Consider the following 19,551-nt stretch of genomic DNA (forward strand, 5'->3'; position numbering starts at 1 on the left):
TAATGCCGAAATATTTTTTACTGTCGCTACGTATTTATTTACTATGCGGGCAAGGGCTATTTCTTTTCTCGGGTTTTTATTAAGCACTGAATCAAGTGCCAGCTTGAGTTATACCATTTATTTATCCGCAAGATTTAACGGTTGATGTATTTATTCTGGATATTTTACAGGGGATGTGGGTGTGTCAAGTAATGGATTACGAAGTTTATGCGTTGTTTTGCTTATTATGATGTTTTTCTGGGCATTTTTAGCGTGGGGAATCGTCTTCCTGTTATAGCAATAGGTTGTTACTTAATCACTCCTGCGTATTGTGCTTAGTACGGGTAGGTGAGGTGGTGTCAAATTACGTAGCGTTAAGTAATGTCTGCTGCTGTTAATATCAGTAAATAGGTCAGTATATTAAAATTGGCCTATTTTTTTATCTGATATACAATCGTGCTGACCTTTTCCTACGGATTTTGATATGAAAAAGTACCAGCAGCTGGCGCAGCAGATTACCGAACAGATTGGGCTTGGGGTATGGTTACCCGGCGACAGGCTGCCCTCGCTGCGCGAACAGGTGGTGAGCAGCGGCATGAGTTTCATGACCGTCAGCCACGCTTATCAGCTGTTGGAGAGCCAGGGCCGGATTATCGCGCGCCCACAGTCCGGCTATTATGTCGCGCCGCAGCCGATCAAACAGCGCCAGCCTGAGCCGCCTGCGCAGGTGACGCGCGATGAATCGGTTGATATCAATACCTATATTTTCGAGGTGCTGCAGGCCAGCCGTCAGGCCTCCATGCTGCCATTTGCCTCTGCCTTCCCTGATCCACGTCTGTTCCCGCTGCCGCAGCTCAACCGCTCGCTGGCGCAGGTGAGCAAAACCGCTACCGCGATGAGCGTGATTGAAAACCTGCCGCCGGGGAACGATGACCTTCGTCACGCCATTGCCCGGCGCTACGCGCTGCAGGGGATGAATATCTCCCCGGACGACATCGTGATCACCGCCGGGGCGCTGGAGGCGCTGAATCTTAGCCTACAGGCCGTCACCGAACCTGGCGATTGGGTGGTCGTGGAAAATCCCTGCTTCTACGGAGCGCTGCAGGCGCTGGAAAGGCTGCGTCTGAAGGCATTGTCGGTAGCTACCGATGTTAAAGAAGGGATAGATCTTGCCGCGCTGGAGCAGGCGTTGCAGAACTATCCGGTTAAAGCCTGCTGGCTGATGACCAACGGGCAAAACCCGCTCGGCTTTACCCTCAGCGCGGAGAAAAAGGCACGGCTGGTCGCGCTGCTTGCGCGTTACAACGTGATGCTGATTGAAGATGACGTCTACAGCGAACTCTATTTTGGCCGCGAAAAACCGCTGCCGGCCAAATCCTGGGATCGTGACGACAGGGTGCTGCACTGTAGCTCTTTTTCCAAATGCCTGGTGCCCGGGTTTCGTATCGGCTGGGTGGCGGCGGGTAAGCACGCCCGGCGCATTCAGCAGCTACAGTTGATGAGCACTCTTTCCACCAGTTCGCCCATGCAGCTGGCGCTGGTGGATTACCTTTCGACCAAGCGCTACGACGCGCATTTACGCCGCTTGCGCCGTCAGCTTGCCGAACGCAAACAGCAGGCCTGGCAGGCGCTGCTGCGCCACCTTCCCGCAGAGGTAAAAATTCATCATAGCGATAGCGGCTATTTTCTCTGGCTCGAGCTGCCAGCCGGAGCCGATGCGGGGGAGCTGAGCGCCCGCGCGCTGGCCTATAACATCAGCATTGCCCCCGGAAAAATGTTCTCCACCACCGCCAGCTGGACTTCATTTTTCCGCTTTAATACCGCCTGGGGATGGGGCGAAAAAGAGGAGCAGGGGGTTAAGCTGTTGGGTAAGCTGATCCGCGAGATGCTGGCATAGCTTTGTTTATTCCCCGCCGGATGATCTCCCCGTTAAATAAACGGTTATTAGCGGGCAATATATGAATAACAATTCGGCTTGCCGGGAGCCGGTAGAGGCGTAAATTCCCGGTAGCTGATTTACGCTGGTGGCAGGGGAATGAGCAGAGCCATCGTAGTGGTAACCTGAAGTAGCAAGCGGATCATCTCCGGCAGTACCCTGGCGGGGCATCTGCACAGCTGTATTCTCCCGCTAACTCCTTGTCTATAAAACACAAAGTTATCCCGTCTATTTCGTGTTTGCGTAATGCGTCCCTTGTCACAAGCTGAATATATTTCCCCCGAAGGCCACAGCGCGCCGTCTACGGTTATTAAGGGAGAGATCTTTACGGCGCGGTCGTTTTCCCGGCAGGGGCGATCGGCAATAGGGAGGGCGGTGGCGTTTACTCTGATGGCTCTTTATCCGCCAGCGTTTGATGCACTCTGAACGCGCAGCGCTGTTCCTGAAAGAGGCAGGCTGGGGAGAGGTTATGTTCCTTCATTTCCCGCTGATGAATATCACCCTGCGGGCGTTAAGACCGGCGGCGCGGTCTTCAGCTTGGCGCAGCGATACTCACCATTAAGTGACGTTGTCACTTAAGCGCGCGGCTAAGCCTATTGCCTGCGAGCTGATACCTGGCACGCAGGCTGCAAGTGACGTTAATTCCAGTTCTGACTGGTGACTCACCCGTGACGGCGACCTCAGCGCTGAAAACGGAAAACAGAATACCGATACAGGATAATGCTATGCAAAATAACCTCTTAATTAACGGTAAGCTGGTGGCAGGGAAAGGCGAGACTGTACCAGTGTATAATCCTGCTACCGGCGAAGAGATTTTGTCGATCGCTGAAGCCTCGGCCGAGCAGGTGGATGCCGCGGTTGAGGCGGCTGACCAGGCTTTTACCCTCTGGAGCCAGACTACGCCGAAAACCCGCGCCGAATGCCTGCTAGCGCTGGCGGAGGTGATTACCGAACATGCGCAGACGCTGGCTGAGCTGGAATCGCTAAACTGCGGCAAGCCTCTGCACTGCGTGGTCAGCGATGAGCTACCTGCGGTGGCCGATGTATTCCGCTTTTTTGCCGGGGCGGCCCGCTGTCTGCCGGGGATGGCGGCAGGAGAGTATCTTGAGGGCCACACTTCTATGATCCGCCGGGACCCGGTTGGCGTTGTTGCCTCTATCGCGCCGTGGAACTACCCCCTGATGATGGCGGCCTGGAAGCTGGCTCCGGCCCTGGCGGCTGGCAACTGCGTGGTGATCAAACCTTCGGAGATTACCCCTTTCACCGCGCTGAAGCTGGGCGAACTGGCAAAAGATATTTTCCCCGCAGGAGTGCTCAACGTGCTTTTTGGCCGCGGCTCGACCGTTGGCGATCCGCTAACCGCCCACGCTAAGGTCCGCATGGTGTCATTGACCGGATCGATTGCTACAGGGGCGCATATTATTGGCCAGACCGCGTCGGCGATTAAACGTACCCATATGGAACTGGGTGGGAAAGCGCCGGTCATCGTCTTTGATGATGCGGATATTGCTGCGGTGGTGGAAGGCGTACGGACCTTTGGTTTTTATAATGCCGGCCAGGACTGTACCGCCGCCTGTCGGATTTATGCACAGGCCGGGATCTATGACCAACTGGTGGAGAAACTCGGCGCAGCGGTTGCCAGCCTGAAGATGGGGCCACCGGATGATGAAACGACGGAGCTGGGGCCGCTAAGCTCGCAGGCGCATCTGGACAGGGTCAGCGCCGCCGTCGACGCCGCCCGCACGCTGCCGCATATCCGGGTCGTCACCGGCGGTAGCCGCGCGCCCGGTAACGGTTACTACTATCAACCCACGCTGCTGGCGGGGGCTAAGCAGGAAGATGCGATTGTGCAGCGCGAGGTCTTCGGCCCGGTGGTCAGCATCACCTCCTTTACTGACGAAGAGCAGGCGCTCAGCTGGGCCAACGATTCGCAGTATGGCCTTGCTTCATCGGTATGGACGAAGGATGTCGGCAGGGCGCACCGTCTTAGCGCGCGTTTACAATATGGTTGCACCTGGGTTAATACGCATTTTATGCTGGTCAGCGAAATGCCGCACGGCGGGCAGAAACTCTCGGGATACGGCAAAGATATGTCAATGTATGGCCTGGAGGACTATACCACCATCAGGCACGTGATGATTAAGCATGGGTAAACCGGCGATGGTAAGTATTAGCGTTAACCTGGCTTGCTCAGCATGGCTACGGCAGTAAGTGTTAAAACAGAGGCTGAGGGATATGAGAATATTCTTATGCCCCTTCAAGAGCTAAGCCATTGTGAGTGCCGGAGATAAGCGCCGGGTGGGGTCGGTTACTCGCCGCTCGCGAGATGCTTCCTTCAGCTAACTAACGCGATTATTCTCAAGCCCCTGCCTGTGCTGCAGGGGCTTTTTGTTGTGTTAGCGCTATAAACTTGTTGCTGTGATTTTATCTGCTGTCAAAACAGCAGCAATTTATTACGTTTGCAGTCATTTATTTTTTGGATAATGATTATCAGGCTAATTTTTTGTTTTTTTGCTCGGTAGAGTAGATTGTCGACGTTCGCGAACATAAGTAAAAAGATTATAAGCTGCGGTAGCCAGTAAAATTAACGCCACAATAAGAAGGGCGATTCCGGACATGTAACACCTCAAAAATAGATGAGTAGAAAAACAAGCTTCACATAACTTGTGATTATGAATTTATGGTTTTTCGCAAAATAACGCAAATGGTATTTTTTATCAACATGTAGCTTTTATGAGATTTTTATCTGTTTGGTTTTTTATTAACATGTTGATTTTAATGATTATTTTATGTTATTCCGTTCTTTTAAAAGACGCTGGATGGGGTTACCCCTGCTAAAAATGATGATCTGACTTCTAAATTATTCATGCTTAAACATAATATTTTATGATCAATTACTTACCGGTATTAAAAGTATATGGTTCTTCCAGGATATCGAGAATGACGCGTGTTAACGGTTAAAGTAAAAATGGGAAAATTTAACCATAAGAAAAAAGATGTTATTTGGATTAATGGTTAAGAATATTATGTAAGGCAGTATCGAAATAACGTTGGCAATTATTTAACGCGATCCTTAATTTTTTAATTTACGGGAAATGTAACCTTTATGTTAATTTTTATGGAGCTGGCGATACCTGAAGGAGAAGGGGCAGGCGTTTGACTTTGTAGGCTCGCTCATGCGAACATTCGGCGCAATTTGTTACCTCGAAGTTGATATTGTTTTGAAAAAAATAGTGGGTTTTCTCTTTGTGGTTTGCGCCACGGTGGCTCTTTACGGCAATTTTCCGGCCAGACAGATTATTGGCTGTGAGAAACAGGGCGTAGCGGAAGCTATCTGCGTTGCGGCAGAGTGGGATAGCGAAAAAGTCGATCTGCTGCCGGCATGGAATCCTGACGTCCAGAAGCTGATGGCCGTTCACAACAATCAATCTGTTGGTGAGACAGGTTCTTTCACGTTGTAAAAAAGCAGCCTTTGAAGGCTGCTTTTTTAGGTTTCATTGCTGAGTAAATCGCTAAAGCCAACCAAAACGAACGGATAACAGGCCTATAAGCGCTAGCGCAGCGCCGAGATTAATCAGAATGACGGTTTTGCTGGAAACATCCATAACGCCACCTTAATGAATAAGCCTCTACAGGTATAGTACGAGGTTAAAGGTCGCGCTATCGGACTAAGCCGAATAGGGCGTTTTTCTGAAATCAGGTCTGCTAGCAGTGGTAAAATGCCATAATCTCTGACGCACTCTGGGGTGCAAAAAAGCATCGCAATACGCCAAAAATGCTTGTCAGGGAAGGAAGAAGATAAATGACTTTATACCAGAAAATGCTGGTTTTTTATGCAGTTATGGGCTGCATCTGTGCTGTAATAAGCTGGTTCTTAACTAAAGATAGTCGCTGGATCCGCCTGCTGGCAGCGTTGTTGATTGGCGCGACCTGGCCGTTTAGCTTTCCAATGGCGCTGCTGGTCTCATTGTTTTGAGATAAAAATCGATGGCTCACTTTCCGTTATGGCTGTATAAAAAAACAGCTGCTATTAACGGCGGATTTTCGAGGAATGGTATTTTCCCCGCTCATACTGGCGCCACGCTTCCTGACCGTTCCACGGCAATAACGCCGCGGAACGTCAGCTTGATGATGTAGTCTTTAACCAACTGTAGAAATTCAATGACCGCTGGCTGCCCTGAGGCTTAAAACGGCAGCTCGCGCCGAAGCGTTTGCAGCGTTATCCAGCGTAACTCGGTAAATTCAGCAATTCCCGCGCGTCCGCCAAAGCGACCATAGCCTGAAGATTTACAGCCGCCAAACGGCATTTGCGCTTCATCATGAACGGTAGGCCCGTTGATGTGGCAAATGCCGGTTTGCAGATGTTGCGCCAGATTTCAGGCGCGGGCGCTATCCCGGCTGTAGATGGCCGATGAGAGCCCATATTCGCTTTCATTGGCGACGGCCAGCGCTTCGGTTTCATCCTGAACGCGAATAATCGATTTCACCGGGCCAAACGACTCTTCATGCCAGATACGCATCTCCCGGGTGACGCCATCAAGTAATGTAGGTCGCATTTGCACCGAGTCAGAGGTACCCCCGGCCAGCAGACGGGCCCCTTTGGCCAGCGCGTCTTCGATCAACGCATTACAGCGGGTGACGGTTTTCATATCCACTACCGGACCGAGAAGGCTGGCGGGCAGGGCGGCGGCCCGTCGGGCGAGCAGCGCGACAAACTCTTCCGCAACGGTGCTATCGACGATGATGCGTTCGGTCGACATGCAGATTTGTCCGGCGTTGGCAAAAGCGCCAAAAATGGCGCCTGCCGCCGCCTGTTCAAGGTCCGCGTCATCCAGTACCAGCAGCGGCGCTTTACCGCCCAGCTCAAGCACAGCCGGCTTAAGATGTTCGCCGCAGGTGCGGGCGATTATCCGTCCCACCGGCGTCGAACCCGTGAAATTAATCCGCCGTACGGCAGGGTGAGCAATCAGAGATTCCACCAGTGCCGGCGCATCGGCGGGGGCGCAGGTCAGATAGTTGACGACCCCGTCCGGAAAACCGGCCGCCGCCAGGGCATCGATAATCAGCCCCTGAGTCGCCGGTGAAAGTTCCGCTCCTTTGAGAATCACCGTATTGCCGCAGGCCAGCGGTGTAGCGATGGCGCGGGTCGCCAGAATGAGTGGCGCATTCCACGGGGCCATACCCAGTACCACGCCCGCGCCCTGGCGAATCCCCATTGCGAGGCTGCCCGGGACGTTTGAAGGAATTACCTGTCCTTCGATCTGCGTAGTTAACGAAGCGGCTTCGCGCAGAATGTCGGCAGCCAGATGCACGTTAAAGCCAGCCCAATGCGCAGTGGCGCCCGTTTCAGCCGCCATCGCGGCAATAAATTTGGCCTCGTGCCTGAGCATCTCTTCTGCGGCTTCCAGCAGAAGGCGTCGCCGCTCTGCGGGGGACGTTTCACGCCATACCAGGAACGCCGCACCCGCGACATCGGCGCAACGCCTGGCATCGGCCGGGCTTGCGGCGCTGGCAACGGAGGCGATCTCTTCCGTTAAAGGATTGCGGCGGGAAAAGGTGGCGTGGCCTTCAGCATCGTGCCACTGACCGTTGGTGTACAGGTTGCAGGTTATTGTCATTGTTAGCTTCTTCCGGGGTCAGGATTTGCTGAGTGTACCGGGTTGTGCGACGGTACGGTGCTGGCCGGGCGGTTATCGCCCGCTTTTTTCGTAACCTTTAGCAGGCCTCACATTTATTGGTGAAACTAATGAAGTCGGATTGATCCGGTGCTGAATTAATCGGCGAAAACGCCGTTTTTAGCATAACCTGATACCAATTGATTATTTGCCGGTTGAATGTACCTGTGCTGTTATTGAAGCACTTATAATAAATTCATAAGGCTTATAACCATGTCTACAGGGAAAACGCTGCTTGCGCTGGCGTTGAGCGCACTAATGCCGACCGCGGGCGTCTGGGCGGCGGGAAACGACACGCTGGTTTACTGTTCTGAGGCTTCTCCGGAATCCTTTAACCCGCAGATTGCCAGCTCCGGCCCGTCCTTCGTTGCCAGTTCCCAGGTGCTGTATAACCGGCTGATAAACTTCGACCCGGTCAAGAACACGCCGATACCTTCACTGGCGACCGAATGGAACGTTTCCCCTGACGGCAAAACCTGGACCTTTACTCTGCGTAAAGGCGTGCAGTTCAACAGCAATAAATTCTTTAAGCCGACCCGCGATTTCAACGCCGACGATGTGCTGTTCTCGGTGCTGCGGCAGAAAGATGAGAGCCATCCGTATCACAAGGTTTCGCAAGGGCATTATGAATACTTCCACGATGTCGGGCTTGATAAGCTTATTAAAGAAGTCAAAAAGATTGATGACTATCACGTCCAGTTTGTACTGAGCGAGCCGAACGCGGCGTTTCTGGCCGACTGGGGAATGGATTTTGCGTCGATTCTGTCTGCCGAATATGCCGAGGCGATGCTGAAAAAAGGGACGCCGGAATATGTTGATACCTGGCCCATCGGCACCGGCCCCTACGCGCTGCAGCAGTATAAAGTGGATTCGCTAATCCGCTATATTGCCAATCCGCACTACTGGGACGGTGAAGTGCCCACCAAACATCTGATTTTTTCCATTACGCCAAACGTTGAGACGCGTCTGGCGAAGCTGCAAACCAATGAATGCCAGATTATTCCCGCGCCGTCGCCGGTGCAGTTCCCGGTGATAAAAGGCAATAAAGATCTGGCGCTCCATTCGGTTGAGGCGCTCAACGTTGGCTATCTGGCGTTTAACACCGAGAAGAAGCCGTTTGATAACGTGCTGGTGCGTCAGGCGCTGAATTACGCGACCGATAAGCAGGCGATCGTTAAAGCGGTATTCCTGGACTCCGGCAGCGTAGCAAAATCACCGATCCCCGCTAATATGCTCGGCTATAAGCAAGATCTGCCGGACTATGGCTACGATCCGCAAAAAGCGAAAGATCTTCTTAAACAGGCAGGGCTGGAAAAGGGGGCCGAAGTTACCCTGTGGTCAATGCCGGTACAGCGGCCGTACAATCCTAATTCGCGTCGGGTTGCAGAGATGATCCAGAATGACTGGAGCAAGGTCGGGATCAAAGCCAAAATCGTCACCTATGAGTGGGGCGAATATCTCGCCGGAATGCGCAAAGGCGAGCACGACAGCGCGCTGTTTGGCTGGATGTCCGATAACGGCGATCCGGATAACTTTGCAGGCACGCTGTTGAGCTGCGCTAACATCACAACCGGCTCTAACGTTGCCCGCTGGTGCGACAAGTCCTACGATGCGCTGGTGAAAAAGGCTATCCTGGTAAGCGACCCGCAGGAGCGGAGCAAACTTTATGCTCAGGCGCAGGAGATTTTTTATCAGCAGGCGCCATGGCTGACACTGGCGACCGGAAAGACCTTCTACGCGACGCGTAGCAACGTCAGCGGCTATAGCGTGAGCCTGATGGGCAGCGATTTTTCCAAAGTTAAACTCAACTAAGCCATAAGGAGAGAAGCATGTCGCATCTGGATGAGGTTGTCGCCCGCGTGGACGCAGCGATTGCTGAAAGCGTCATCACCCATATGAATGAGTTACTGATTGCGCTGAGCGATGACGGCGAGCTGGGGCGGGAAGAGCGCTACGTTCAGCAGCAGCGTTTACGCACCGCTATCGCCCATCATGGACGCCAGCAGCTTGAGGAGCAGGAAGCGCGCCGGGAGCTGCTAACCCGCGGCGGCGAGATTCATTAACGCAATGACTAGAACTGGCGTCTGGCCACCAGCCAGGCGCCAACTACCAGCATTACCGCGCCGCACAGCGGGCCAATCAGCGCACGAATCGGGACGCTGTGCGCGCGAATCAGGTCAATCACTAACCCCCCAACCAGCTGGCTGGCGATTAGCACCGCAATGGTGGTCGCCGCCCCGACGTTTTGGTAGCCGCTGATACTGGCAAAGACGAAGAACGACCCCAGCAAGCCCGGAATAAGCGTCCACCACTTAATGTTCTCCGCCAGTTCCTGAAACCCTGCGGCGCCGTGTCTAAGCATCAGGATTGTTACAAAAATCACGATACCGACCAGCGAGTTAAGCAGCATAGCGATCAGAATGGTCGAAGCTGACTGGGTAATCCGCACCATCAGCGTGTTTTGCAGGACCAGCCCGACGCCGGCGGCAATTAAACAGGCAAGGGTCAGCGTTTGATTCATGCACTGCCGTCCGGATCGCGGCGATCGTCAAGCTGCAGCTGCATAAACGTCAAATCCAGCCAGCGGCCAAATTTTGTGCCTACCTGCGGCATTTGACCGGTAGTGATAAAACCCAGCGTTTCATGCAGATGCAAAGACGCCTTATTTTGCGCTTCAATACCGGCGACCATAACGTGTTTATTCAACCGCTTAGCCTCAGCGATGAGGGCGACCAGCAGGCTGCGACCGAGACCTTTTCCCTGATGATCCGGATGGACATATACCGAATGCTCTACGGTATGACGGAAGCCGTCAAAGGCGCGCCAGTCGCCAAAAGAGGAGTAGCCGGCGATTGCGCCATTTTCTTCGCTGACCAGCACCGGATAACCGGCGATCTGCCGGGCTTCAAACCAGGCAATACGGTTATCGGTATCGACGGTTTTGTCATTCCAGATGGCGGCGGTATGGAGTACCGCGTGATTGTAGATTTCAGCGATTGCCGCGCAATCGTCTTTGCTGGCATGGCGGATGGTCATGGCAAACCTCAAACGTTTGTACACTATAGTAGTACGATATTATTACAATAATGTACGCCGGGCTGTCACCTGCTTTGGGCATAATATTTTTATTATGTCGCGCTCTATCGCGCGCTGCCGCGGTATTCCAGGCGCTTGTTGCTACCAGAGTCATACACTATAGTGTCACGATATGAATACTTTAGAAGACAACCTTAACCAGCGCATTAGCGCGCGTATCCGCATCGAGCGAGAATCCCGCGGCTGGTCGCTAAGCGAGCTGGCTGAGCGGGCGGGGGCTTCACGGGCGATGATCCACAAGATCGAGCGCGGTGAAAGTAGCCCGACGGCGTCGATGCTCGGACGGCTATCCGGCGCTTTCGGTATTAGCATGTCGACGCTTATCGCCCGAGCGGAGATGCAGGAAGGCAAGCTGCTGCGTTTTGCTCATCAGCCGGTGTGGCGCGACCCGCAAAGCCACTATTTGCGCCGCCACGTCTCGCCGCGTAGCGACCTGCCTATCGATCTGGTGCAGGTGGAGCTACCGGCGGGCAGCGATGTGCCGATGCCCGCGGCTTCCTATGCGCTGGCGCGGCAGCTGATCTGGCTCCAGCAGGGCGAGCTGGTGTTTATTGAAGGCAGTACGCGCCATGAGATGCAGGCGGGAGATTGCCTGGAGTTAGGGCCGCCTAACGACTGCCGCTTTATTAATGAAACCACCCAGCCCTGTGTCTATCTGGTCGTCCGACTCAATCAATCTGCCTCATAATGACAATGCGCGTTGTCGGGAAAGCAGCTAGCCTCAATACAGACTTGTCAAAAGAGGAGTTTGTTATGGCTTTCAATCCGCAACGCCACCGCCGCTGGCTGCTGGCATCTCGTCCGCACGGCGAGCCGACCGGGGAAAACTTCCGCCTGGAAGAGGGGGATGTCGCTTCTCCGGGGCCGGGGCAGCTACTGCTGCGCACCGTCTTTCTCTCTTTGGATCCCTATATGCGCGGACGGATGAGCGACGCGCCGTCTTACTCGCCGCCGGTAGCCATTGGTGCGGTGATGGTAGGCGGGACCGTAAGCCGCGTTGTGACATCAAACCATGCCGATTTTCAGCCCGGCGACTGGGTGCTGGGCTATGGCGGCTGGCAGGATTATGAAATTTCCGACGGCAGTGGGCTGGTCAAGTTAGGCGATAACCCTGAGCATCCGTCCTGGGCGTTGGGTATTCTCGGCATGCCGGGCTTCACCGCCTACATGGGCCTGCTGGATATTGGTCAGCCGAAAGCGGGCGAAACGCTGGTGGTCGCCGCCGCCACCGGGCCGGTTGGCGCGACGGTTGGACAGATAGCGAAGCTGAAAGGCTGCCGTACGGTAGGCATTGCGGGCGGCAGCGAGAAGTGCCGCTATGCGGTGGAGACCTTAGGGTTCGACGTCTGTATCGATCACCGCGCGCCCGATTTCGCCGTCAAACTGCTCGAGGCCTGTCCGCAGGGTATCGATATTTACTATGAGAACGTGGGCGGTAAAGTGTTCGATGAAGTTCTGCCGCTGTTGAACACTTCCGCCCGCGTGCCGGTTTGCGGTCTGGTTAGCGGCTATAACGCCACTGAGCTGCCCGCCGGTCCGGATCGTTTACCGCTGCTGATGGCGACGATCCTGAAGAAACGCATTCGGATGCAGGGCTTTATTATCGGCCAGGATTACGGCCATCGTATTGCGGAGTTCCAGCAGGAGATGGGGCGCTGGGTGCAGGCAGGTAAAATTAAATATCGCGAACAGGTCGTTGACGGCCTGGAGAACGCCCCGCAGGCGCTAATTGGCCTGCTGAAGGGCGAGAACTTCGGCAAAGTGGTCGTTCGCGTCTCTCCGGACGAGTAGCGTTTTCCCGGCAGGCATCGCGCCTGCCGGGTGGTATGACGATCAGGCGTAAAACGCCAGCCGCTCGGCCAGCAGGTCAACAAATGCCTGACGGTCGACGTCGAGCATCACCGTTGCATTCGGCTTCTTACCGGTCAGGTTGTAGAAATCGACCACCGTCATCCCCTGGGTATATTTGCCCTGGGTTTCCACGCCGACCCAGCGTTCAACGGTGGTAAACATCTCCGGCTTCAGCAGCCAGGCAATAGTGCAAGGGTCGTGCAGCGGCGCACCGACAAAACCCCACTTTTCATCCTTGTGATATTCGATAAAGAAGTCGAGCAGCTCAGCGACGATGGTGGATACCGGATTGCCGATACGCCGGAAACGCTCAATATCTTCAACGTGGATTTGCGCTTTATGGGTGACGTCTAAACCGGCCATCACTACCGGAATGCCGGACTGGAAAACGATCTCCGCCGCTTCCGGGTCGACGTAGATATTAAACTCCACCGCCGGCTGCCAGTTACCCAGCGCCATCGCGCCACCCATAATCACAATGCGGGCGATTTTATCGTGCAGCTCAGGGTGACTGGCGAGCAGCAGGGCGACGTTGGTTTGCGGCCCGGTGGCGACGATGGTCATCGGTATCGGGCTTTCACGTAGGGTTTTAGCCATCAGCTCAACGGCGGTGCAGGCCTGCGCAGCAAAGCCCGGCTCCGGCAGCGCCGGTCCGTCAAGACCGCTTTCTCCATGAACGTTATCGGCAATAATCAGCTCGCGCATCAGCGGCTTGAGGGCGCCGCCGGCGACGGGAATATCCGGGCGTTTAAGCAGCGTTAGCATTCGCAGCACGTTGCGCAGCGTTTTATCCGGCGTCTGGTTTCCTGCGGAGGAGGTTACGGCTTTAACATCGAGTTCTGGTGAGGCGAGGGCAAGCACGAGAGCAATCGCGTCATCGTGACCCGGGTCGCAATCGATAATCACTGGCAGTGCCATAGCAGCTCCTTGTTGGCGTTGTTTTGTGAAAAGGTTAATGCTGTCAAACAAGATAGACGAGACAGAACTCAGGATTGTGTGATGGAGAGCACGATAGATCGCAAGGAGCGCGGGAACTGGTGAAATAGCGGAAGAACTCGCTTTATCCCTGCACAATCTTGATATAGCCATGCGGTGGCGCAAGAAGTCGCATTTTACGGTGGCGTATAATATTGGGATAAATCATCCAGACAAATATTAATGGTTTGCTTTCCGCTAATGGATTCTTATTCTAAAGAAAACTTCAAGAGGTAACCGCAATGAAAGATGTTGTAGATAAATGCAGTACCAAAGGCTGTGCCATCGACGTAGGGTCGATTATTGATAATGAGGACTGCGTCTGGCAGGTCGAGAAAAACTACTCCAGCCGCGAAGAGGCTGAATCTATCATAGCGGCCGTTCGCCAGCGTGCCGAAGCCGCCGCGCCCGCCAGCGAGCCGCCGCAGGTTGACTATACCATTGAAGCCGCAGGCGACCAGGTGAAGCTGGACGCTTCCATCGCCTTCTCCTGCCAGGCCGAAAAGATTATTTTCGAATTGTCTTTAAGAAACCTTATTTAACTTAAGCGAGCATTTACTGCCAGCGCTCAACAGGATCCAGTAAGCGATCCTGTTGAGATGGCGAGGTGATACGTTACTCAAACCGCCATGCCAGATTAATCCCGACACCGTAATTGCGGCCCGGCGCCGGTTCATAGTAGCGACCGTTGGATTCATTCACGATAACCGAACCCGCGTAGCTGCGGTCGAACAGGTTATCAACGCGGCCAAACAGGTTCATATCCATCTTGCCGTAGCTCCATTTATAACCCGTAGTCAGGTCGACCACCGTCCAGGATGGCGCTTTGGCGGTGTTCTCATCGTTAGCCATGATATCGCTCAGATAGCGGATATCGCTGCCCGCGTACCAGCCCTTTTCAGGCTGATAGCCGAAGGAGGCGTAGCCCATATTGCGGGCGATGCCCGGAATACGATTGCCTTTACAGCTGGCATCGTCACAGACGTTGGTGCGATAGGTCGCATCCAGCCAGGTCCAGGCGGCTTTTAAACGCCAGCTCTCGCCGAACTGCTGATCCAGCCCCAGCTCCATCCCCTGACGACGCGTTTTACCGGCGTTTTTGTAGCTGGTGCGTCCGCCACTGCTGGCGTCGACGACAATCTCATTATCGGTATCGGTCTGGAACAGCGCGGCGGTCAACAGGCCGTTGCCGATACGCGCTTTGCTGCCAATTTCAACGGTTTCGTTGGTTGATGGCTGCAGGCCAAAGTTCAGACCGCCCTGGTCGCCGGAGCGGTAGGAGAGCTCATTAATAGTCGGGGTTTCAAAACCACGACCGGCGGAAACGTACAAATTCCACGCGTCGGTTACCGCATATTTCAGCGAGCCTGCCGGCAACCATTTGTGATAGCTGGCGTCACCGCTGTCATCGCCGTTGTCTGACGTAATGTAGTAATCATTGGAATCGAACCACACCGAGCTATAGCGCACTCCGGCGTCCAGAGACAGTTTCTCAGTAAGCTGCCACTGGGTTTGCAGGTAGGGATCCACGTTCCACATCAGGTTGCGCTCGTTGCGGCGCAGGTTGCCTTGTTCTCCGTACTGCGGCGCGCCGTTGCTCATGACAAAGTTCTCGTAACCTTTGCGGCGCTCGCTCATGGTTTCGTAATCAAGACCGGTGGTAAAGGTAACCGGCACCAGCAGCTCGCCGCGGTGGGTCCAGCGGGTATCAATTCCCTGATAATGGCGCGTCAGGTCGATAACGCCACCCGCATGAGTTGGCTTGAGCTGCGGGGCGCGAGGAATCGACTGATATTGCGTGGTTTCGCGCTCGCCGGCATACATCATCACGCTCAGGTCGTCCTGCTCGCTCAGCTGGCGCTCGTAGCGTAAACCGGCTTGGGTCTGTTTGATGGTTTTGCGAGTATTGTACTGGTCGCCTCTTGGCGACTGGCGTGGATTATTCTGCCATTCATCATAGCTGAGGCCGCCCGCATCATTGGCCTTAATATCCACGCTGTTGAACAGCAGAGTCAGCTTGCTGACGTCATCGATACGCACGCCGAGCTTCGCGTTGGCAAGATTTTTACGCGCGCCGCTGTGGTCGCGGGAACCATGGGTGGTGAAGCGGTTGGTGGAAACCACATAGTCGACATCCCCCGCGTGGCTGCCGTCGCCGACCGCACCGGTCGCTTTCAGGCCGTAATGCCAGGTGCCGAAACTGCCGTAATAGCTGCTGGCTTCGATAGTTGGCGGCTGGCTGCCGGTCTGGGTGGTGGCATTAATCACTCCGCCTGAGGAGTTGCCGTACAGAGCGGAAAAAGGCCCGCGCAGAACGTCGAGCGATTCGAGGCTGCCAATATCAATATTCGAGGTTTGCCCCTGGCCGTCGGGCATGGTTGCCGGAATACCGTCGACATAAATACGCAGCCCGCGCACGCCGTAGGTGGAGCGAGAGCCAAAGCCGCGAATCGAAAGCTGCAGATCCTGCGCATAGTTCTGGCGATTTTGTACCTGTAGCCCCGGCACCGCGCCCAGCGATTCGGAAAGATTGACCCGCGGCGCGGCCTGGCGCATTTCATCACCGTTAACCACGCTCACGGCGGCAGGGGTATCGAGTTCAGAAACCGCGGACGGTGCGGCGGTGACCACCATGGTTTGTTCAGCAGCGATAGCGGCTGGAGCTGCGCAGACAAGCGGCAAAAGCAGGGCGGGGAGCGCGGCGGCGCGCACGGAAAGGATTTTCATCAAAGTTACTCGCAAAACGAACCAAACGGAACATATGTATATATGTTAACTCTTTTGTAAATTTTTTGAAAAGACTTAACAGGATTTGAGTTAACAAATAGCAAGAATTGCGCGATCCCGAGGCGACTATACGCAATTAACACTCCACATTGCGATAAATAATGATTACTATTCGCATTAATAAGAGTAGCGCAAAGCAATGATTTTGTGCCCCGGAAGCACTGTCGAGCAGGCATATATTTGTTTTATCAAAGGGAGTCGTCATGTCATTACGTCATCTGTCCGCGCCGCGTCTGCGTCGTTCACTGTTATTAACTTCATTACTGCTGGCGGGGAGCTTTAGCGCCCATGCGGCGGAGGAAATGCTGCGCAAAGCCGTTGGCAAGGGCGCATACGAGATGGCCTACAGCCAGCAGGAGAATGCGCTGTGGGTTGCCACTTCACAGAGTCGTTCGCTGGATAAAGGCGGTATTGTTTATCGCCTCGATCCGACGACTCTCGAAGTGACGCAGATTATTCATAACGATCTGAAACCGTTCGGTGCGACGATCAACAACGCGACCCAGACCCTGTGGTTTGGCAACACCACCGACAGCAGCGTCACGGCCATTGATGCTAAAACCGGTAAGGTGAAGGGGCGTCTGGTGCTTGACGCCCGTCAACGCAGCGAAACGGTCCGTCCGCTGGCCCCGCGTGAGCTGGCGGTTAACGAAAAAACCAATACTGTCTACATCACCGGCCTCGGTAAAGAGAGCGTTATCTGGGTGGTGGATGGCGACAAGCTGACGCTAAAAGACACGATTGCTAATACCGGCGCGATGGCGACGGGACTGGCGGTGGATGCGGAAGCGAACCGTATCTATACCACTAATGCCGACGGTGAACTGATCGTAATCGACAGCGCCAGCAATAAGATCCTGACGCGTAAGAAGCTGCAGGATGATGGTAAAGAGCACTTCTATCTGAACCTGAGCCTTGATACGGCAGGTCATCGCGCTTTTATCACCGACGGCAAACAGCCGGAAGTCCTGGTCGTTGATATTCGCGATGGTAAAGTTCTGGAAAAAATCGCCGCGCCGGAATCCCTGGCGGTGCTGTTTAACCCAACGCGCAATGAAGCCTACGTGACCCACCGTAAAGCTGGTGAAGTGAGCGTGATCGATGGTAAGACCTACAAAGTGGTCAAGACCTTCAAAACACCGACTCACCCGAACAGCCTCACGCTTTCCGCCGATGGCAAAACGCTTTACGTCAGCGTGAAGCAGGAATCCACTCGCCAGAAGGAAGCAACCCAGCCGGATGACGTTATCCGTATCGCGCTGTGATCCCCACGGGAGGGTTTCCCCCTCCCGTCACTGTGCTGCCAGGCGGCTTCAAATACTCATTCACCTCCGCGATATCACCCTCTGTTACAAACACTTATTAGCCTGATAAATCTAATGGCTCTAAACTTACCGCTTTCCTGCGCAAGCGGGACGGTGGTATTAATCCTGGAGATAAGATGAACAGAACATTGATGGTCGTTTGCACCGGCGCGATGCTGGCGCTTCTGGCGGGCTGTAGCTCAAACTATGTGATGACAACAAAAAGCGGGCAGACCATTGTGACGCAGGGCAAGCCGAAGCTGGATAAAGACACCGGCATGACCAGCTATACCGATGAGTCAGGCAATAAGCGCCAGATTAACAGCAGCGATGTTGCTCAGCTGGTGGAAGATAATTAAGGTTTAGAGTCGCGGTTTGCCCGTTGGGGCAAACCGTAGAAGTGATTTATTGCTGTTTTTCAACATCAGGCGCGGTGCTGTGAATGTCATGCACGCGCTTACGTACGCCAAACCAGCCGGCTACCAGCAGCACGGCAATCAGCGGGATCGAACCGATGGTATAAGTACCGTTCGGATAGTCGAAAGCCATCAATACCAGCACGCTCAGCAGGAACAGCAGGGTCAGCCAGGAAGTAAAAGGCGCGCCCGGCATCTTGAAGCTGACGTCCGCCGCTTTACCTTCTTTAATCGCCTTGCGCAGGCGCATCTGGCAGATAACAATAAAAGCCCACGAAGCAATAATTCCCAGCGAAGCGACGTTAAGGACAATCTCGAACACCTGTGAAGGCACAAGGTAGTTGAGGAAAACCCCCACAACGTAGACGCCAAGGGTCGCCAGGATCCCGGCGTAGGGGACGTGATGGCGGCTCATTTTTGACATAAACTTCGGCGCGGAGCCGCCCATCGACATAGAGCGCAGAATGCGCCCGGTGCAGTAGAGTCCGGAGTTCAGGCTGGAGAGCGCGGCGGTCAGCACCACGATATTCATCACGCTGCCGATATACGGCACGCCCAGCTTCGAGAAGAAGGTGACGAACGGGCTCTGTCCGGCCTGATAGGCATTCCACGGCAGCAGCAGAACCAGCAGCAGCACCGAGCCAACGTAGAACAGGCCAATACGCCAGATGACGCTGTTAATCGCCCGCGGCACCATGGTCTGCGGATCTTTACATTCGCCAGCGGCGGTACCCACCAGCTCGATGGAGGCGAAGGCGAAAACCACCCCCTGAACCAACACCAGCGCAGGCAGCAGGCCATGCGGGAACAGGCCGCCGTTATCGGTAATCAGATGGAAACCGGTGGCATTACCGTCCAGCGGCTTGCCGGTGCCGAGAAAAATGGTCCCGACCACCAGAAATGCCACGATCGCCAGAACTTTGATCAGCGCGAACCAGAACTCCATCTCGGCAAACCACTTCACGCCGATCATGTTCATGGTGCCGACAATCGCCAGCGCGCCGAGGGCGAAGACCCACTGCGGAACGTCGCCGAAAGCGCCCCAGTAGTGCATATACAGCGCGACGGCGGTGATATCGACAATCCCGGTCATCGCCCAGTTGATGAAGTACATCCAGCCCGCAACGTAAGCCGCTTTTTCACCGAGGAACTCGCGGGCGTAGGAGACGAAGCTGCCGCTCGAGGGGCGATGAAGCACCAGCTCGCCCAGCGCGCGTAAAATAAAGAACGAGAAGATGCCGCAGACCAGATATACCAGCGCCAGAGCGGGGCCGGCCATTTGCAAACGCGCGCCCGCGCCGAGGAACAGGCCGGTACCGATGGCGCCGCCAATGGCAATCATCTGTACCTGACGATTGCCCATCGCCTTGTGATAGCCGGACTCCTGCGAGTTCAGCCAGCTGCGTTTAGCAGCATGTTGTTCCGCCACACTAGAATGTTTCGTATTCATTTATGTCGCTATTTTCCTGTCATAGTCCATGAATGGTTCGTGGTGCCGGTTCTCCCATCATTCTGAGGAATGAGATAAACGG

At 54.6% G+C, this 19,551-nt stretch carries 18 protein-coding genes and 1 pseudogene; 11 read left to right on the top strand and 8 right to left on the bottom strand.

The features are described from left to right. Positions 1 to 463: 463 nt before the first annotated feature. A complete protein-coding gene (locus GJ746_RS11955; protein WP_154680392.1) occupies positions 464 to 1,876 on the top strand; it encodes a PLP-dependent aminotransferase family protein in 1,413 nt (470 codons plus the stop codon). Between the two features lie 764 nt (positions 1,877 to 2,640). Further along, positions 2,641 to 4,068 carry an aminobutyraldehyde dehydrogenase gene (patD, locus tag GJ746_RS11960; protein ID WP_154680393.1) on the top strand — a complete coding sequence of 476 codons (1,428 nt, stop codon included), beginning with the start codon at positions 2,641 to 2,643 and terminating at the stop codon, positions 4,066 to 4,068. A 342-nt stretch (positions 4,069 to 4,410) separates the two neighbouring features. Here patD and GJ746_RS11965 read toward each other — a convergent pair whose 3' ends face one another. Next, positions 4,411 to 4,533: a small membrane protein gene (locus tag GJ746_RS11965; protein WP_154680394.1), complete on the bottom strand. Its 123-nt coding sequence runs from the start codon at positions 4,531 to 4,533 to the stop codon at positions 4,411 to 4,413. 558 nt (positions 4,534 to 5,091) lie between these two features. Here GJ746_RS11965 and GJ746_RS11970 point away from each other — a divergent pair. Beyond that, positions 5,092 to 5,376, top strand: coding sequence for a hypothetical protein (locus tag GJ746_RS11970; protein WP_154680395.1), 285 nt, complete (start codon positions 5,092 to 5,094; stop codon positions 5,374 to 5,376). Between the two features lie 51 nt (positions 5,377 to 5,427). On the opposite strand, the gene yncL is transcribed toward GJ746_RS11970, so the two are convergent. Then, complete coding sequence (yncL, locus tag GJ746_RS11975; protein ID WP_154680396.1) at positions 5,428 to 5,520, bottom strand: stress response membrane protein YncL; 93 nt, start codon at positions 5,518 to 5,520, stop codon at positions 5,428 to 5,430. A gap of 197 nt (positions 5,521 to 5,717) precedes the next feature. On the opposite strand from yncL, the gene GJ746_RS11980 reads away from it, so the two are divergent. Further along, complete coding sequence (locus GJ746_RS11980; RefSeq protein ID WP_154680397.1) at positions 5,718 to 5,891, top strand: GhoT/OrtT family toxin; 174 nt, start codon at positions 5,718 to 5,720, stop codon at positions 5,889 to 5,891. A 208-nt stretch (positions 5,892 to 6,099) separates the two neighbouring features. On the opposite strand, the pseudogene GJ746_RS11985 reads toward GJ746_RS11980, so the two are convergent. After that, positions 6,100 to 7,533: pseudogene (locus GJ746_RS11985) on the bottom strand (aldehyde dehydrogenase). Between the two features lie 270 nt (positions 7,534 to 7,803). On the opposite strand from GJ746_RS11985, the gene GJ746_RS11990 reads away from it, so the two are divergent. Continuing rightward, complete coding sequence (locus GJ746_RS11990) at positions 7,804 to 9,402, top strand: ABC transporter substrate-binding protein (protein WP_154680398.1); 1,599 nt, start codon at positions 7,804 to 7,806, stop codon at positions 9,400 to 9,402. Positions 9,403 to 9,419: 17 nt separating this feature from the next. After that, a complete protein-coding gene (locus GJ746_RS11995; protein WP_154680399.1) occupies positions 9,420 to 9,653 on the top strand; it encodes a YdcY family protein in 234 nt (77 codons plus the stop codon). An 8-nt stretch (positions 9,654 to 9,661) separates the two neighbouring features. Here GJ746_RS11995 and GJ746_RS12000 read toward each other — a convergent pair whose 3' ends face one another. Together GJ746_RS12000 and GJ746_RS12005 are read right to left on the bottom strand one after the other, a co-directional pair. Further along, a complete protein-coding gene (locus GJ746_RS12000; protein WP_154680400.1) occupies positions 9,662 to 10,111 on the bottom strand; it encodes a DMT family transporter in 450 nt (149 codons plus the stop codon). Next, a complete protein-coding gene (locus tag GJ746_RS12005) occupies positions 10,108 to 10,626 on the bottom strand; it encodes a GNAT family N-acetyltransferase (RefSeq protein ID WP_154680401.1) in 519 nt (172 codons plus the stop codon). The genes GJ746_RS12000 and GJ746_RS12005 overlap by 4 nt, the downstream gene beginning before the upstream one ends. A gap of 172 nt (positions 10,627 to 10,798) precedes the next feature. On the opposite strand from GJ746_RS12005, the gene GJ746_RS12010 reads away from it, so the two are divergent. Continuing rightward, a complete protein-coding gene (locus GJ746_RS12010) occupies positions 10,799 to 11,374 on the top strand; it encodes a helix-turn-helix domain-containing protein (protein WP_154680402.1) in 576 nt (191 codons plus the stop codon). Positions 11,375 to 11,439: 65 nt separating this feature from the next. Beyond that, positions 11,440 to 12,477, top strand: coding sequence for an NADP-dependent oxidoreductase (locus GJ746_RS12015; RefSeq protein ID WP_154680403.1), 1,038 nt, complete (start codon positions 11,440 to 11,442; stop codon positions 12,475 to 12,477). A 42-nt stretch (positions 12,478 to 12,519) separates the two neighbouring features. Here GJ746_RS12015 and rihA read toward each other — a convergent pair whose 3' ends face one another. Beyond that, a complete protein-coding gene (gene rihA, locus GJ746_RS12020) occupies positions 12,520 to 13,455 on the bottom strand; it encodes a pyrimidine-specific ribonucleoside hydrolase RihA (protein ID WP_154680404.1) in 936 nt (311 codons plus the stop codon). Between the two features lie 299 nt (positions 13,456 to 13,754). Here rihA and GJ746_RS12025 point away from each other — a divergent pair, with 299 nt between their 5' ends. Further along, on the top strand, positions 13,755 to 14,054 hold the full coding sequence (locus tag GJ746_RS12025) for a DUF406 domain-containing protein (protein ID WP_154680405.1): 300 nt from the start codon (positions 13,755 to 13,757) through the stop codon (positions 14,052 to 14,054). A 73-nt stretch (positions 14,055 to 14,127) separates the two neighbouring features. Here GJ746_RS12025 and pqqU read toward each other — a convergent pair whose 3' ends face one another. After that, on the bottom strand, positions 14,128 to 16,239 hold the full coding sequence (pqqU, locus tag GJ746_RS12030; RefSeq protein WP_195908830.1) for a TonB-dependent receptor PqqU: 2,112 nt from the start codon (positions 16,237 to 16,239) through the stop codon (positions 14,128 to 14,130). Between the two features lie 263 nt (positions 16,240 to 16,502). Between pqqU and GJ746_RS12035 the strand changes: the two genes are divergently transcribed. Then, positions 16,503 to 17,564, top strand: a complete 1,062-nt coding sequence (locus tag GJ746_RS12035; protein WP_154680406.1) for a YncE family protein — start codon at positions 16,503 to 16,505, stop codon at positions 17,562 to 17,564. A 176-nt stretch (positions 17,565 to 17,740) separates the two neighbouring features. Continuing rightward, a complete protein-coding gene (locus tag GJ746_RS12040; protein WP_154680407.1) occupies positions 17,741 to 17,962 on the top strand; it encodes a YgdI/YgdR family lipoprotein in 222 nt (73 codons plus the stop codon). A gap of 46 nt (positions 17,963 to 18,008) precedes the next feature. Here GJ746_RS12040 and ansP read toward each other — a convergent pair whose 3' ends face one another. Beyond that, positions 18,009 to 19,469 (bottom strand): L-asparagine permease, encoded by a 1,461-nt coding sequence (gene ansP / locus GJ746_RS12045; RefSeq protein WP_154680408.1) that lies wholly within the window; start codon positions 19,467 to 19,469, stop codon positions 18,009 to 18,011. Positions 19,470 to 19,551: the final 82 nt, after the last annotated feature.

The organism is Klebsiella oxytoca (assembly GCF_009707385.1).
Classification (GTDB): Bacteria; Pseudomonadota; Gammaproteobacteria; order Enterobacterales; family Enterobacteriaceae; genus Klebsiella; species Klebsiella oxytoca_C.